Genomic DNA, 15,693 nt, shown 5'->3' with positions numbered 1-15,693 from the left:
CCTCTGAAGCGAGGTTCAGGACAGGCCGGTGCCTGCGGCGAGTACCTCCATCTGCGCCTCGAACAAGGCTGAGGGCGCCGCGAAGGTGTCGGTGCCGTACTGGCCGAAGACCTCGAAGCTGACGGCGCCGAAGATGCCCGTCCAGGCGATCGTCGCCGCCACGAGCTGAGCGTCCTCCAGCGGCGAGCCGTACTCCTCTCGGATGCGCGAGAGATCGGCGCCGAGATCCGGGTCGATCGTGAGCGCGGCGGCCGCGAACCGGCCCGTGCGCGCCGCGTCGTCGAAGAGCCTCAACAACGCGACGATCACCCGCGTGCCCGGCCCGGTGGTGCGCTCCCCGGGTGCCTCGTAGCCGGGGACGGGCGTGCCGAAGACGAGCGCATAACGGGACGGCTCGGCGATGGCCCAGGACCGCACGGCGCGTGCCGCGGCCATGAATCTCTCGCGTGGGTCCTCGCCGGACGCCGCGACCCCCGCCTCGACCGCATCGCCCAGCTCGTCGTAGGCGTCGACGATCAACAGCGTCAACAGCTCGTCGCGACTCGCGACGTAGCGGTAGACCGCCGACGACACGACCCCGAGGTCGCGGGCGATCGCCCGTAGCGAGAGTGCGGTGGGACCCGCCGCCGCGAGGTGCTCGCGGCCGATGCGGACGATATCGCGCATCGTCTGCTCACGGGCCCGCTGCCGTGGTGTGCTCATGGCCTCATCGTAGGGCACCAGACGTTTTTGTGAGCAGTGCTCTTGATTTCCCCGAAGCTATTCGCGATGATCAAACAGAGAGCACTGCTCACAGTTTGGAGATCATGATGACCACCCACCTCGTCGTCGGCGCCGGACCCATCGGCTCGACCCTCGCCCTCTATCTCGCCGAACGCGGCGATCACGTCCGCCTCCTCACACGCTCGGGATCGGGTCCCGCGCATCCCGGCATCGAACGGCGGGCCGGTGACGCGAGCGCCGCGGCCGAGCTGCGGTCCGCGATCGACGGCGCGGCGGCCGTCCACTGGTGCCTGCACGCCTCGCGTTATCGCGCGGACACCTGGAGGGCCGAGCTGCCGGCGCTGGAGTCGGGCGTACTCCGCGCGGCGTCATCCGCGGACATCCCGGTGATCTTCGCTGAGAGCCTCTACGCACTCGACGCCGGAGAGCAGCCGTTCACCTCCGCCTCGCCCTTCGTGCCGGGCTCGGCCAAGGGCGAGGTGCGCGTCGAGTTGTTGCGCGCCCGCGAGCACGCGATGGCCAGGACGGTCAGCGTCGCCGCCTCGGACTACTTCGGGCCGTTCGCTCGTGCCAATGCCCACGCCGGAGAGCGGATGATCGTGCCGATCCTGCGCGGCCGGACAGTGCGTCCCCTCGGAGCCGTCGACCAGCCGCATTCCTTCACCTACCTGCCCGATCTCGCCACGGCGATGGCACGCGCGGCGGACGACACCGCGGTCGACGGGCTGGTCATGGCCCCCACCGCTCCCCCGATCACGCAGCGCGACCTGATCGCGGAGTACGCGCGGGCCGCGGACGTGCATGCGCCGAGAGTCCGCCCGATTCCCGGAGGACTGTTGCGATGGGCCGGTCGGGTCCATCGCGACAGTGCCGAACTCGCCGAGATGCTGCACCAGTGGGAGCAGCCCTATGTCATGGACAGCCGCTCCGACGGGACGCGGCTGGGCGTCACACCGACCCCGCTGGAGGAAGCCGCCGCCGCGACCATCGCCTGGTGGCGCGCGGCGGCCGACACCCCGTCGCGGTAGCGGTACCTGGTCAACCTCATCGGCCGCTCACCCCGGGACGAGCGGTACTCCATCAACCTCACCGGACACCCATAACGTTGACCAGCTACCGCCACTCGGGAGGTGAGGTTGACCAGCTACCGCCGCCCACCGAGCCGGCGTGAGGGTCAGCCGGTGTTGCGGAGGCCGCCGGCGATGCCGTTGATGGTCTGCAGGAGGGCCAGACGCATGTCGTCGTCGAGGGAGTCGGGGTCTTCCCGGACGCGGGCGAGCAGACCCACCTGGGCGAAGGAGATCGGCTGCAGGTAGGCGTCGCGCACGTCGAGGGTGCGCCGCAGCTCCGGCTGGTGTTCGAGCAGCGCGTCCTCGCCGGTCACCCGCAACACCTCTGCCAGCGTGCTCTCGTGCTCGGCGCGGACGAGGTCGAAGACATGCGTGAGCTCGTCGGGCACCAGCGCCTCGACATAGCGCTCGGCGATCCGCAGGTCCGTCTTGGTCAGCGTCATCTCGACATTGGAGATGAAGGTGCGGAAGAACTGCCACTCGCGGTACATCTCGTCGAGCACCTCGCCGCGCCCGGCCTCGCGAGCCGCGCGCAATCCACTGCCGACACCGAACCAGCCCGGCACAATCTGGCGGGTCTGCGTCCAGCCGAAGACCCAGGGGATCGCCCGCAGACCCGAGATGTCGCCACCGGAGTCCGGCCGACGCGCGGGACGCGAGCCGATGTTCAGCTCGCCGAGCTGGTCGACCGGTGTCGCGGCGAGGAAATAGTCGAACAGCCCCGGATCCTCGACGAGGCCGCGGTAGGACGTGTACGCCGCGTCGCTGACGAGGGTCATCACCTCGTCCCACGCCTCCAGCTGGCCGGGACGATGCCGCGACTCCAGGTGCAGGGTCGAGGCCTCGAGGACCGCCGCGAGGGAGAGCTCCAGGTTCTCGTGCGCGAGCTTGGGCAGCGCGTACTTGTCGCTGATGACCTCGCCCTGCTCCGTGAACTTGATGTCGCCGGTGAGCACGCCCCACGGCTGGGCGAGGATCGCGTCGTACGTAGGGCCTCCACCTCGACCGACCGTGCCCCCGCGTCCGTGGAAGAGCCGCAGCCGCACCCCGTGCTTCTGCGCGACATCGCGCAGACTGCGCTGCGCCCGGTGCAGTTCCCACTGCGAGGTGGTGACACCGCCCTCCTTGTTGGAGTCCGAGTAGCCGAGCATGACCTCCTGGACATCGCCACGCAGGCGCACGATCTCGCGGTAGGCCTCGTCGCTGAGGAGATCGTCGAGCACATCGCCCGCCCGCCGGATCTCCTCGATGGTCTCCAGCAGCGGCACGAAGTCCAGCCGCGAGAACGGCTCGACACCCGGGCCGCCGACGAGGTCGACGAGTCCGGCCTGCCGGGCGAGCACCGCAGGAGCGAGCACGTCATCGGCGCCGCGGGCCATCGAGACGATGTACGACTCGACGACCTCCTCGCCGAAGGTCGCCTTGAGGTCGCGGACCGCGTCGAAGACGCCGAAGGTCCGTGCTCCCCACTCGTCGAGCGCCGGCGGTGTCGGGCTGAGGGGCCGGCGCGCGAGCAGCTCGGTGGACAGCAGAGCCGTGCGCTCGGGACGGTCGAGGTCCTCGTAGTCCCGGTCCTGCTCCCCCAGCCGGTCGACCATGAGGCCGATCGCGTGATGATGCGCGTCGGCGTGCTCGCGGATATCGAGCGTGGCCAGGTGCAGGCCGACCAGCGAGATCTGGCGGATCGCATCGGCGAGCATCCGATCGGCGATGAGCTCGCCGCCATGGGCGCGCAGCGACCGGTCCACGATGAACAGGTCGTCGAGCAGCTCGTCGCGATTCGCGTAGTCCCAGCCGGGCCGGCGGTGTTGCGCCTGCGCGATCCGCGACGCCGTGTTCTGCATCTTGAGGCGCATACACGACAGTTTCAGGCGGTACGGCTCGGCCGCGTTGACCACCAGCAGCCGCGGGTCGAGATCGGGCAGGTGCTCGCGGTCGGCCTCCAGCGATTCCAGCAGCTCGTCGCTGACGCCGGCGAGCTCGTCGGACGGGGAGAGCTCGCGGATCAGCACGTCCAGCTGTTCGATGACGATGCGCGAGGCGATGCGGTGATGCAGGTCGAGCACGTCGCGGGTCACCTGCGGCGTGACATTCGGATTGCCGTCACGGTCGCCGCCGATCCACGAGCCGAAGCTGAACGGGGCTCGCGTGGGTGCGAGCTCGACCCCGTGCTCACGCAGCATGTCGTCGAGCTCGCGGCTGAGGGCGGGCATCGCCTCGTCGAGGATCTGCTGCAGATAGAAGACCATGTGCCGGGCCTCGTCGAGCGGCGTCGGGCGGGTCCGGCGCACGGCATCGGTCTGCCAGACGAGGTCGATGAGCTGCGCGAGGTCGGCGTCCTGACGCCTCCGCTTGCGGCTCTCCGGGTCGGAGGGGTCGGACAGGATGTCGGCGATGCGGCGCAGCTTGGTCAGCACGGTGCGACGGCTGACCTCGGTCGGGTGCGCGGTGAAGACCGTGCGCGCGTGCAGTCGGTCGATGCCGTCGCGCAGCCCCTCGGGCCCTTGCTCGTCGACGATGTCGGTGATCGCGCGGGCCAGCCAGCCGTCGTCCTCGGGCCGCGAGGCGAAGCCACGGACGCGCGCCACCTGCTCGGCGACATTGGCGAGACTGAAGTAGACGCTGAACGCCCGCACGAGCTGGCCGAGCGTCGCCGGCGGGGCATCTCGCAGCAGTTCGCGGATGGTCTGTGCCGATGCGTCACGCTCGGTGTCGTCCTCGCTCTCCTCGACCACCTTCGCATGGGCCCGCACCTGCTCGACCAGGTCGAAGAGCTCCTCGCCCTCGAGGCGTTTGAGCGTCTCACCGAGCAGGTCGACGACCCGCCGGACATCGTGGCGCATCGCATCGTCGATGGAACTGGCGATCGCGTCGAACTCACTGGCGGTCATGTCATCGAGCCTAGGACGCGGCACGTGGGTGCGCGCCCTCGGAGCGCCCGGTCCGCGGTGAAGTGCCCCACACACCCCGAAACGGCACACATGGTCCAGATCCATGGCATGGTGGAGGCTCGACCCGAGGAGAGCACATGCGACGACGTCTTCACGCCGTGGCCGTCGGCCTGCTCGCGATCACCGTTCTCGGCGCGTGCGGGGGCGAGTCGTCATCCTGCGCGCTGCCGGAGGTCGCCGAGCGAGAGACCGATGTCCTGGCCGAGCTTCCTGAGAGCGCCCAGGGCTCGATGCGGGACGCCTATCTGCTGCACGAGCAGGACGGCTACGCGTTCTACCTCGGCAGACCGGTGGAGGACGACCGCACGGAGGTGTGTCTCACGATCATCCAGGGTGACGAGCTCCTGAGTGCGGCCTGCAGCGTCTCCTGGGTCGACTCGATGGTGGATACCCAGGTGAGAGCGGCCTACGACACCTCCGGCGATGTCGCCGCCGTCGTCGAAGGACTCGACACCGTCGACGGGTGCCTCGCCGTCCGCACCTCGTGACCTGACCGGGTCATGCGAACCCTCCCGCCCTGGGCGGTGAGTAGGCGGCCGTTCTCGATCGTGGGCGGTGGCTCAGCGGCCATTCGCCACCGCACGACGGACGCTTACCCACCGCCCTACCGCAAGGATGGGCAGTCGGCGGTTCCGAGCACCTCGTGCGAGAGTCGGAGCATGAGCAGTGTCCTCGGCTTGAAGGTCGCGTTGTTCGCCACGTGCTTCAACGATCTGATGTGGCCCGAGACGCCCAAGGCCGTGGTGCGGCTGCTGCGCCGGCTGGGCGTCGAGGTCGAGTTCCCCGTAGAGCAGACCTGCTGCGGGCAGATGTTCACCAACACGGGCTATCTCGACGAGGCGGAGCCGGCCGTGCGGACCTTCGTGCGGGCTTTCGGCTCCTACGACGCGATCATCGCTCCGTCGGGCTCGTGCGTCGGGTCGGTCCGGCATCAGCATCGGGACATCGCCCGGCGCGCGGGCGATGATCGGCTCGTGGACCGCGTCGAGGCGCTCGCCCCGCGCACCTACGAGCTGAGCGAGTTCATCGTCGACGTGCTCGGCATCACCGATGTGGGCGCGTACTTCCCGCACCGGGTCACCTACCACCCGACCTGCCACTCGCTGCGCATGCTGCGGGTCGGCGACAAGCCGCTGTCGCTGCTGCGAGCCGTCAAGGGCATCGACCTCGTGGAGCTGCCCGCGGCCGACCAGTGCTGCGGCTTCGGCGGCACCTTCGCGATGAAGAATGCCGACACGTCCATCGCGATGGGTGCCGACAAGTCACGGCACGTCCGCGACACCGGTGCCGAGGTGCTCGCGGCGGGCGACAACTCGTGCCTCGCCCACATCGGCGGCCTGCTCTCACGGGAGCGGTCGGGCGTCCGGGTCATGCACCTCGCGGAGATCCTGGCATCGACCGAGGAGGACCCGTCATGAGTGAGCGAACCATGGGCACTACCTCACGTCCTCATGTCGGCGTCACCGACACGTTCCTGGGCATGCCGACCTTCCCGCAGGCGGCCAGGGAGTCCCTCGACGATCCCGTGCAGCGCCGCAACCTCGCCCACGCGACCGGCGTGATCCGGGCGAAGCGGGCGTCCGTCGTCGGCGAGCTCGACAACTGGGAGCAACTGCGCGAGGCGGCCGAGGCGATCAAGAACCGCGCCTTGTTCTCACTCGACGAGTACCTGGTGGAGTTCGAGGAGCGGGCGACCGCCGCCGGCGCCACGGTGCATTGGGCCCGTGACGCGGCCGAGGCGAATCGCATCGTCGTCGACCTCGCGCGGGCGAAGCAGGCGCGCGAGGTCGTCAAGGTCAAATCGATGGCCACGCAGGAGATCGAGCTCAACGAGGCGCTGGAGGCCGCGGGCATCGACGCGTGGGAGACCGATCTGGCCGAGCTCATCGTGCAGCTCGGCGACGACTGGCCGAGCCACATCCTGGTGCCGGCGATCCACCGCAACCGCTCCGAGGTGCGCGAGATCTTCCTGCGCGAGATGAAGAAGGTGGGCCGGCCCGCCCCCGAGGACCTCACCGACGACCCGCCGCGGCTCGCGGAAGCGGCCCGGCTGCACCTGCGTGAGAAGTTCCTGCGCGCGGACTTCGCGGTCTCGGGCGCCAATTTCGCGATCGCCGAGACCGGCAGCCTCGTGGTGGTGGAGTCCGAGGGCAACGGCCGGATGTGCCTGTCGCTGCCGAGGACGCTGGTCTCGGTCGTCGGCATCGAGAAGATCGTGCCGTCCTGGCGCGACCTGGAGGTGCTGCTGCAGGTTCTGCCCCGCAGCAGCACCGGGGAGCGGGAGAATCCCTACACCTCGATCTGGACCGGCGGCGCGGAGGGCGACGGCCCCCAGGACGTGCATATCGTGCTGCTCGACAACGGCCGCACGAATGTCCTCGCCGACCAGGTCGGCCGCGCGGCACTGCGCTGCATCCGCTGCTCGGCATGCCTCAACGTGTGCCCGGTCTACGAGCGCGCGGGCGGGCACGCCTACGGCTCGATCTATCCCGGCCCGATCGGGGCCGTCCTCACCCCGCAGCTGCGCGGCACCTCCAGCGAGATCGACCAGTCGCTGCCGTATGCGTCCAGCCTGTGCGGGGCGTGCTTCGACGCGTGCCCGGTGCGCATCGACATCCCGGCGCTGCTCGTACACCTGCGCACCCGCGTCGTCGACGAGCACCGCGGCGGGGTGCCGAAGCCGGAGGCCCTGGCCATGAAGGCGGCCGGCTGGATGTTCGCGGACCACCGACGCTACGAGGCGGCCGAGAAGATCGCGTCGACGGGCGGGAAGGCACTGCGCAGCCCACTGCTCGGGCGCAAGGAGGTGCTGCGCCAGCTTCCGCCGCCGTTGAATGCCTGGAGCGGCGCCCGCGACGCCCCCGTCCCGCCGTCCGAGTCCTTCCGGTCCTGGTGGAAGCGCACCGATGGCGGCCGGCCTGGGCCGAGCGAGGAGAGAGAATGAGCGCGCGCGACGAGATCCTGGGCCGGGTCCGCTCGGCGCTGGCCGATCGGCCCGAGCTAGCCGAGGTGCCGTGGGAGTACGGCCGGCCCGTGAGCACCGGCGGCCTCGACCTCGTCGACCGCTTCGTCGAGCGGGTCACCGACTACCGGGCTCGTGTCGATGTCGTCGATCGCGACGAGGCTGGTGACGCGATCGCCACCGCCCTCGGCGACGCGCGGCATGTCGTCGGCGACCGGACGCTGCGCGAATCGTGGCCCAGCGACGCTGAGGTCGAGTGGCTCGACGCCGCGGACCTCACCTCCACCGAGCTGGACCAGGTCGATGCCGTCGTCACCACCGCGACGATCGGCATCGCGAACACCGGCACGCTCGTGCTCGACCACGGGCGCGGACAGGGACGCCGCGCGGCCTCCCTCGTTCCGGACGTCCACGTGTGCCTCGTCTCCGCCGACCAGATCGTCAGCGACGTGCCCGAGGCGGTCGCCAGGATCACCGAGCTCGGCGCTCAGACCCACCCGCTCACCTGGATCAGCGGCCCGAGCGCCACGAGCGATATCGAGCTGAGCCGTGTCGAGGGCGTCCACGGGCCCCGCACCCTCCGCGTCATCGTCGTGCGTTGAGCCGACCCGCTGCCTGAACCGAGGGCGGAGTATCCCCCCTCGAAGGTCGGTCCGGGACCAGTCTCGGTCAGTGAGCAGAGCCCGCGGACCGCGATCGCAGACGCACCCTGAGGGGAGGCAACGATCGGAGGCAGCATGACCATCACGGCACCGACCCGAGGGGTCACCTACCGGCATCTGGACGTGCGCCGCGTCGGCGAGCACATCGGGGCCGTCGTCGAGGGCGTCGACCTGACCAGTCCCCTGCCGGCGACGATCGCCGCCGAGTTCCGGCGGGCCGTGCTCGAGCACAAGGTCGTCTTCGTGCGCGGTCAACCCGGACTCGACGATCTCGCGCACTACGAGTTCGCGGCCGGCCTCGGGACCCCGACCGCCCCTCACCCGACCGTCCGCGGTGACGCGAACGCCGTGTTGCCGATCGACTCCTCCCACGGCAAGGCGAACGCGTGGCACACCGACGTCACCTTCGTGGATCGGGTGCCGGCCATCAGCGTGCTCCGGGCCGTGACCCTCCCCTCGTTCGGTGGCACCACGGCCTGGGCCAACACCGCGCACGCCTACGTGACATTGCATCCGGCGGTGCAGGCGATGGCCGAACGGCTGTGGGCGGTGCACACCAATCTCTACGACTATGCCGCCGACCACGACGAGCGGCGTATCGGCGGCATCGACGTCAAAGAGCAGGCGTATCGCGACGAGTTCGGCTCCGATGTGTTCGAGACCGAGCACCCCGTCGTCCGCGTCCATCCCGAGACCGGCGAGCGCGCGCTACTGCTCGGTCAGTTCGTCAAGCGGATCGTGGGTCTGAGCACCCGCGACTCCAGTGCCCTGTTCGAGCTGCTGCAACGCCAGGTCACCACGCTCGAGAACACGGTGCGGTGGGATTGGCGACCCGGCGATGTCGCCGTCTGGGACAACCGGGCGACGCAGCACTACGCGGTCGCCGACTATGCCGGGGAGCGCCGCGTCATGCACCGCATCACGGTCGCCGGCGATGTGCCGGTGAGCGTGGACGGGGTGACGTCCACGGTGCGGCGAGGTGACGCGACGGGGTATTCCCCGGCCGCCTGAACCGGGCCTCAGCCGCGGCGCGGGCGAGACAGCCTGGGACGTCGAGACCGAGCATCCTCCTCGTGGTCGTCGACCACCTCGTCGACGAGCCAGAGCGTCTGCGGGCCGGCGAAGCCCTTGAGCGTAGCCTCCCGGGGTTCGGAGAAGACGAACTCGGTCGAGTCGAGCAGAGCCTCACGCAGCTCATCGGAGACCAAGGTCTCGCCGCCACCGGCCTGAGCGGCCACCCGCGCCGCCAGGGCGACGTTGCGGCCGAAGAAGTCGCCGTCTCGGGCGACCACCACACCACGGTGCACCCCGATGCGCACGGAGATCGGGGTCGATCGCAGCCGGCCCCGCGCGGAGGCCAGCCCGCGATGGATCTCCCAGCCGGCCCGCAGGGCATCCGCCGGATGGCGGAAGACGACCATGAAGCCGTCGCCCTGACTCTTGACCACGCGGCCGCGGCGCCGGGCAATGACGGCCCGTGCCAGCTTGTCGTGCTCGGCGAGCAGACCGACCCAGGCGCGGTCCCCGAGCCGCACGTTGAGCTCGGTCGATCCTTCGATATCGGAGAAGAGGACGGTGACGGTGCCATCGGGCGCGGTGACCTCGGCGATCGCAGCACGGCTCTCGGCCGCCCATCGGGTCAGATCCTCGATCGAGCTGGTGACCAGCGACGTCACACCGTGCTCGCGCACATGAGCCGCCGACTGCGCCACGACCCGCGCGGCCCGGCCCGCGACGCGGAGGGCCTTCGGTGATCGCGGCGCGGTCCGCTGCTGCGTTGCCTCCAGGCGAACCACCTGCGCACGTGAGCGGCGAAGCGCGAGCAGGCACCCACCGAGGGCGGCCGTCAGGAGGACGACGGTCGTCGCCAGCACCATCTCCAGAACGCTCACGGAGGCATCGTCGCACGAGAACCCGCCAGCGCGGGTGCCGATGTCGATACACGTGCGCCCATCCGATCGTCCCTGTGGACAACCGTCCGCATCTCGTCTCGGACGACTACGGTGCGGCTATGTGCCACGGGAGGTCTGAAAACAGCTAGACCCCCTGCTCCACAATGCTGTGGGGGGTCTGCATGGCAAGTATCGCACCACGCGCCCACTCTCACAAACGGCCTGTCCCCAGTGGTGCACGGACGACCACCATGGCGGCGTTCAGCGGCCGAGGCGCTGGCGTGCGGTGGCGGTACCGGGTCCGACCGGCACGTGGTCGGTGGCGCCGGCGAGCCCGAAGCGGGGCATGCCGTTGTAGACGACCTCGAGGCTCGACGTCGGGACCTGATAGGTCTCGTGCCAGACACCGATATCGCCGGTCCCGCTCACCCGGCGCATGAAGTCCCGCCAGGGTCCGAGGTGCGGCGCTCCGGTGTCCGCGGCGAAGCGCTGGAGGTGCTCGGGGCTCTCCCAATAGCTCAGCAGCATCGTCGTACGCCCGAACCATTGGTGGTAGCCGAGCAGGCCAGCCTCGGGGTGTCGTTCGAGGTGGATGAGCATGCGCGGCATCGCCACGGCAGTGCGCATCACCGCGGGGAGCTTCCACCACCGGTTGGCCCGCATGCCGATGAGGAAGACCGTGACCGTCTCGGTCTGGGGAGCTGCCGTGTAGCGCCCGGGGAATACCTGGTTCATGGAGGGACTCACCTTTCGTAACGTCGTTATAAAACGACGTTACGGCTAACCTGTCCCCATGGCAAGACCTGTGCTCCATGATGACGCCTTACGAGGACGACTCCTGGAAGTGACCGCGGAGGTGGTCGACCGAGTCGGACCGGCGGCGCTCTCGCTGAGATCCGTCGCTCGCGAGGCGGACACCTCGACCACCGCGATCTACGCACTGTTCGGCAGCAAGGCACAGCTCCTGGCTGCCCTGCTCAATGAATCCTTCGCCTCGTTCGGCGCCGCCCAGGCCGAGGCCGCCGAGGAGGGGCTCACTGCCCTCGGCGTGGCCTATCGTCGGTGGGCCCTCGACCACCCGGCACGTTATCGCCTCATGTTCGGCGGCGCGCTGATGATGAGCGAGGAGTGCACCCCCGATCCGGAGTTGGCTCCCGCCTCGATGGCGCCGCTGCGCGAGGCCGTCGAACGCCTCCAGCGAGAGGGCACCTTCCGCCCGGAGGATCCGGCGATCGTCGCGGCGGTGATCTGGGCGCAGGTGCACGGCATGGTGAGCATCGAGCTCGCCGGCGCGCTCCCCCACACCGCCGATGCTGACGCGCTCTACGCCGCGACCCTCGACGCCGCCAAACGCGCCTGGTCCACCTGACAGAGAGAAGCCAGAACCCGTTGAGTGTGGGGGCACCGCCCTGCACTCAACGGGTTCTCAGCGACGGCGTTGCCAGAGAGCGATCTGGTGGTGCGCGACCACGGCCGGGAGGTTCTGGGGCTGTTGGGCCGTCGCCAGCTCGGCCTGCAGCTCGGCCACCCGCTCTTGTAGCGCCGCGACCTGATTCTCCAGCTCGATCACGCGCTTGACGCCCTCGAGCCCGAGGCCCTCGGCGGTGAGCCGCGCGACCTCGCGCAGCTGCTCGACATCGCGCAGCGAGTACCGACGACCGCCACCGGTGGTGCGGCCCGCGGCCACGATCCCGAGCCGGTCGTAGGTGCGCAGGGTCTGCGGATGCAGGCCCGAGAGCTCGGCTGCGACCGAGATGACGAAGACCTTGGCCTCAGGCCCCGGCGGTACGAACTCGTTCATCGCCGATCATCCCTTCACCGCGTCGAACAGCTTCGCACGCGGATCCTCGCTGCCACGAGCCGCGCGATAGGACTCGACCGCGGCCCGCTGCTCCTCGCTGAGCTCACGCGGCACCTGGACCTCGATGGTCACCAGCAGGTCACCGCGTTCACCAGACTTCGTGGTGCCGCCCTTGCCGCGGGCCCGGAAGGTACGTCCGGTGGGAGTGCCCGCCGGCACCTTGATCTTGACCGGCGGACCGTCCAAGGTCGGCACGCTGATCTGCGCCCCCAAGGCCGCTTCGTCGAAGGCGACCGGGACGGTGATCGTGAGGTCGCTGCCCTTGCGCCCGAACAGCGGGTGCTGCTCGACATGCACGACGAGGAACAGATCGCCATTGGGTGCTCCGGCGTCGCCCTTGCCGCCCTTGCCCTTGAGCTTGATCCGCTGGCCGTCCTTGACCCCGGCCGGGACCTTGACCTGGATCGTTCGACTCGACGGGGCCCGTCCGCTGCCGCTGCAGGTCGCGCACGGATGCTCGACGATCAGCCCGCGGCCACGGCACTGCGAACAGGGCTCCGTCATCGCGAAGACGCCGCCGGACGTCCCCGTCTGCATGCCGCTGCCCTGGCACTTCGGGCAGACCTTGGGCACCGTGCCCGGCTCGGCACCGGTGCCGTGACACGTCGGGCAGGCCTCGTCGCTCGTGAGCCGCAGCGGCAGGGTGGCTCCGTCGACCGACTGCTGGAACGTGATCGTGGCCTCGGACTCCAGGTCCTCACCGCGGCGCGGCTGCGGCTGGCGACGACGTCCGCCGCGACCTCCGCCGCCCCCGAAGATACCGCCGAGCAGATCGGACAGGTCGAAGTCGTTCATGGTGGTGCCGCCACCACCACCGCCCGGGAAACCACCTCCCCCGCCGGGGAATCCGCCCTTGAACTGGCCGAACAACGAGCGCTGCTCGTCGTACTCCTTGCGCTTCTCGGCCGACCCCAGGACGCTGTACGCCTCGGAGACCTCCTTGAAGCGCTCCTCGGCGGCGGTGTCACCCGGGTGGGAGTCGGGGTGATTGTCGCGCGCCAGCTTGCGGTAGGCCTTCTTGATATCAGCTGCCGAGGCATCCTTCTTGACGCCCAGCGTCTTGTAGTAATCCTTGGTCGCCCAGTCACTGGGGTTGCTCACGACTCACCCCTCCTCTCCATCCGTATCGATTACTGCTCGTCGTTCTCGTCGTTCTCGTCGTCGTCGGCCTCGGCGGGCTGGTCGCCGGCCGGATCGACGACTCCGACGGTGGCCGCACGCACGACCCGGTCACCGACCTTGTAGCCGATGCGCATGACCTGCGCGACGCTCGTGGTGTCCACATCGGCCGATTCGCCGGCATGGAACACCGCCTCGTGCAGGGCCGGGTCGAAGGGCTCGCCCGGGGCGCCGAAGGCCTCGAGCTCGTACTTGGCCACGGCGGCCTGCAGCGCGTCCGCGACGGCCTTGAAGCCACCGGTCAGCTCGCCGTGCTCCTCGGCTCGCCCGATATCGTCGAGCACCGTCAACAGCGCGGTGAGGACGTCCTCGCGGCCCTGCTTGCGCATGAGCTCGCGATCACGGTCCACCCGGCGCTTGTAGTTGACGTACTCGGCCTGCAGTCGCTGGAGGTCGAGCGTCCGCTCGGCGAGCTGACGCTCGACCGAGTCGTCCGCCCCGGCGGCCGGGGCCTCCCCCTCGGGAGAGGCCTCCGGCTCACCGGCCGCCGCGACCTCGGGCTCGTCGACCGAGGGGTCGGACTGTCCGTGGTCGGGCTGTTCGGTCACTTCTGCTCACCCTCGTCTTCGTCGACAATCTCGGCCTCGACGACATCGTCGTCATCGCCCTCGGCGGTCGGGGCGTCGCCCGCGGCCTGCTGCTCGGCGGCAGCGGCAGCGTACATCGCCTCGCCCATCTTGGAGCTGGAGGTGCCGAGCTTGGTCACCGCCGCCGAGATGGCGTCGTTGTCCTCACCCTTCAGCGCCTCCTTGAGCGCCTCCAGGTCGGCGTTGACCTCGGTCTTGACGTCGTCGCCGACCTTGTCGCCGTTCTCCTCGAGGAACTTCTCGGTGGAGTGGACGAGGGCCTCGGCCTGGTTGCGGGTCTCGACGGCCTCGCGGCGCTGACGATCCTCCTCGGCGTACTGCTCGGCGTCCTTGACCATCTTGTCGATGTCGTCCTTGGACAGCGCCGAGCCGCCCGTGATGGTCATCGACTGCTCCTTGCCGGTGCCGCGGTCCTTGGCCGACACGTTGACGATGCCGTTGGCGTCGATATCGAAGGTGACCTCGATCTGCGGGACACCGCGCGGCGCCGGGGGCAGCCCGGTGAGCTCGAAGGTGGCCAGCAGCTGGTTGCCGGCGGCCATCTCGCGCTCGCCCTGGTAGACCTGGATCGCCACTGACGGCTGATTGTCGTCGGCCGTGGTGAAGACCTCGCTGCGCTTGGTCGGGATCGTGGTGTTGCGCTCGATGAGCTTGGTCATCACGCCGCCCTTGGTCTCGATACCGAGGCTCAGCGGGGTGACGTCGAGCAGCAGCACGTCCTTGACCTCGCCCTTGAGGACGCCGGCCTGCAGGCTCGCGCCGATGGCGACGACCTCGTCGGGGTTGACGCCCTTGTTGGGCTCCTTGCCGTTGGTCATCTTCTTGACGAGCTCGCTGACGGCGGGCATACGGGTCGAGCCGCCGACGAGCACGACGCTGTCGATGTCGTCGACCTTGATCCCGGCATCGCGGATGACGTTGTTGAACGGCGCCTTGGTGCGCTCGAGCAGATCGGACGTGATCTTCTCGAACTCCGCCCGGGTCAGCGTCTCGTCGAGGAACAGCGGGTTCTTGTCCGCGTCGACCGTGATGTACGGCAGGTTGATCGAGCTGCTCGACGAGCTCGAGAGCTCGATCTTGGCGCGCTCGGCGGCCTCGCGGATACGCGGCATGGCCATCTTGTCCTTGGACAGGTCGATGCCATTGCTGTTCTTGAACTTGGTGACGATCCAGTCGACGACCGCGTTGTCCCAGTCGTCGCCACCGAGGTGGTTGTCGCCGCTGGTGGCCTTGACCTCGATGACGCCGTCGCCGATCTCCAGCAGCGAGACGTCGAAGGTGCCGCCGCCGAGGTCGAAGACGAGGATCGTCTGGTCGTCGGCCTTGTCCAGGCCGTAGGCGAGGGCCGCCGCGGTGGGCTCGTTGATGATGCGCGAGACGTTGAGGCCCGCGATCTCACCGGCTTCCTTGGTGGCCTGGCGCTGGTGGTCGTTGAAGTAGGCGGGCACCGTGATGACGGCGTCCGTGACGGGTTCTCCGAGGTAGGCCTCGGCATCCCTCTTGAGCTTCTGCAGCACGAAGGCGCTGATCTGCTGGGCGTTGAAGGTCTTGTCATCGATCTTCGTCGACCAGTCCGTGCCCATGTGGCGCTTGACCGACCGGATGGTGCGGTCGACATTGGTCACACCCTGACGCTTGGCGACCTCGCCGACCAGGACCTCGCCGTCCTTGGCGAAGGCGACGACCGACGGGGTGGTGCGGGCGCCCTCGGCGTTCGCGATGACGGTGGGTTCGCCACCTTCCAGCACGGCGACGACGGAGTTCGTCGTGCCGAGGTCGATACCGACTGCGCGAGCCATGTGATCT

General features: G+C 69.4%; 15 protein-coding genes. 7 read left to right on the top strand and 8 right to left on the bottom strand.

Going from position 1 to position 15,693, the window contains the following annotated elements; genetic code table 11:
* Nucleotides 1-15: 15 nt before the first annotated feature.
* Nucleotides 16-702: a TetR/AcrR family transcriptional regulator gene (locus JL108_RS17395; RefSeq protein ID WP_205199394.1), complete on the bottom strand. Its 687-nt coding sequence runs from the start codon at nt 700-702 to the stop codon at nt 16-18.
* A 104-nt stretch (nt 703-806) separates the two neighbouring features.
* Between JL108_RS17395 and JL108_RS17390 the strand changes: the two genes are divergently transcribed.
* Nucleotides 807-1,751, top strand: coding sequence for an NAD-dependent epimerase/dehydratase family protein (locus tag JL108_RS17390; RefSeq protein WP_240191448.1), 945 nt, complete (start codon nt 807-809; stop codon nt 1,749-1,751).
* A gap of 146 nt (nt 1,752-1,897) precedes the next feature.
* On the opposite strand, the gene ppc is transcribed toward JL108_RS17390, so the two are convergent.
* Entirely contained in the window at nt 1,898-4,684 is a 2,787-nt protein-coding gene (gene ppc / locus JL108_RS17385) for a phosphoenolpyruvate carboxylase (RefSeq protein WP_205199393.1), read from the bottom strand.
* A 137-nt stretch (nt 4,685-4,821) separates the two neighbouring features.
* Between ppc and JL108_RS17380 the strand changes: the two genes are divergently transcribed.
* The 5 genes from JL108_RS17380 to JL108_RS17360 all read left to right on the top strand — a co-directional run bounded on the left by JL108_RS17380 (nt 4,822) and on the right by JL108_RS17360 (nt 9,379).
* Nucleotides 4,822-5,232 (top strand): hypothetical protein, encoded by a 411-nt coding sequence (locus JL108_RS17380; protein ID WP_205199392.1) that lies wholly within the window; start codon nt 4,822-4,824, stop codon nt 5,230-5,232.
* Between the two features lie 171 nt (nt 5,233-5,403).
* The gene (locus JL108_RS17375) at nt 5,404-6,162 is read left to right on the top strand and encodes a (Fe-S)-binding protein (protein WP_205199391.1); all 759 of its coding nucleotides are present in this window, start codon (nt 5,404-5,406) and stop codon (nt 6,160-6,162) included.
* Nucleotides 6,159-7,688 carry a LutB/LldF family L-lactate oxidation iron-sulfur protein gene (locus JL108_RS17370; protein ID WP_205199390.1) on the top strand — a complete coding sequence of 510 codons (1,530 nt, stop codon included), beginning with the start codon at nt 6,159-6,161 and terminating at the stop codon, nt 7,686-7,688. Before JL108_RS17375 ends, JL108_RS17370 begins: the two co-directional genes overlap by 4 nt.
* Complete coding sequence (locus tag JL108_RS17365; protein WP_205199389.1) at nt 7,685-8,308, top strand: LUD domain-containing protein; 624 nt, start codon at nt 7,685-7,687, stop codon at nt 8,306-8,308. The genes JL108_RS17370 and JL108_RS17365 overlap by 4 nt, the downstream gene beginning before the upstream one ends.
* A 135-nt stretch (nt 8,309-8,443) precedes the next feature.
* Complete coding sequence (locus JL108_RS17360; protein WP_205199388.1) at nt 8,444-9,379, top strand: TauD/TfdA family dioxygenase; 936 nt, start codon at nt 8,444-8,446, stop codon at nt 9,377-9,379.
* An 8-nt stretch (nt 9,380-9,387) separates the two neighbouring features.
* On the opposite strand, the gene JL108_RS17355 is transcribed toward JL108_RS17360, so the two are convergent.
* Together JL108_RS17355 and JL108_RS17350 are read right to left on the bottom strand one after the other, a co-directional pair.
* Nucleotides 9,388-10,260 carry an adenylate/guanylate cyclase domain-containing protein gene (locus JL108_RS17355; protein ID WP_205199387.1) on the bottom strand — a complete coding sequence of 291 codons (873 nt, stop codon included), beginning with the start codon at nt 10,258-10,260 and terminating at the stop codon, nt 9,388-9,390.
* A 261-nt stretch (nt 10,261-10,521) separates the two neighbouring features.
* Nucleotides 10,522-10,995: a DUF4188 domain-containing protein gene (locus JL108_RS17350; RefSeq protein ID WP_205199386.1), complete on the bottom strand. Its 474-nt coding sequence runs from the start codon at nt 10,993-10,995 to the stop codon at nt 10,522-10,524.
* 58 nt (nt 10,996-11,053) lie between these two features.
* Here JL108_RS17350 and JL108_RS17345 point away from each other — a divergent pair, with 58 nt between their 5' ends.
* Nucleotides 11,054-11,629 carry a TetR/AcrR family transcriptional regulator gene (locus JL108_RS17345; protein ID WP_205199385.1) on the top strand — a complete coding sequence of 192 codons (576 nt, stop codon included), beginning with the start codon at nt 11,054-11,056 and terminating at the stop codon, nt 11,627-11,629.
* Between the two features lie 57 nt (nt 11,630-11,686).
* On the opposite strand, the gene JL108_RS17340 is transcribed toward JL108_RS17345, so the two are convergent.
* Genes JL108_RS17340 through dnaK form a run of 4 tightly spaced genes read right to left on the bottom strand, consistent with a single transcriptional unit; the run spans nt 11,687 to nt 15,686 of the window.
* Nucleotides 11,687-12,061, bottom strand: coding sequence for a heat shock protein transcriptional repressor HspR (locus JL108_RS17340; RefSeq protein WP_205199384.1), 375 nt, complete (start codon nt 12,059-12,061; stop codon nt 11,687-11,689).
* Between the two features lie 6 nt (nt 12,062-12,067).
* Nucleotides 12,068-13,222, bottom strand: coding sequence for a molecular chaperone DnaJ (dnaJ, locus tag JL108_RS17335; RefSeq protein ID WP_205199383.1), 1,155 nt, complete (start codon nt 13,220-13,222; stop codon nt 12,068-12,070).
* 29 nt (nt 13,223-13,251) lie between these two features.
* Nucleotides 13,252-13,848 (bottom strand): nucleotide exchange factor GrpE, encoded by a 597-nt coding sequence (grpE, locus tag JL108_RS17330; protein ID WP_205199382.1) that lies wholly within the window; start codon nt 13,846-13,848, stop codon nt 13,252-13,254.
* Nucleotides 13,845-15,686, bottom strand: a complete 1,842-nt coding sequence (gene dnaK / locus JL108_RS17325) for a molecular chaperone DnaK (RefSeq protein WP_205199381.1) — start codon at nt 15,684-15,686, stop codon at nt 13,845-13,847. Before dnaK ends, grpE begins: the two co-directional genes overlap by 4 nt.
* Nucleotides 15,687-15,693: the final 7 nt, after the last annotated feature.

Origin of the sequence: Aeromicrobium sp. YIM 150415, from assembly GCF_016918125.1 — a bacterium.
Lineage (GTDB): Bacteria > Actinomycetota > Actinomycetes > Propionibacteriales > Nocardioidaceae > Aeromicrobium > Aeromicrobium piscarium.
Note: the sequence above shows the minus strand (reverse complement) of the source record. Positions and strands in the feature narration are given on the sequence as shown.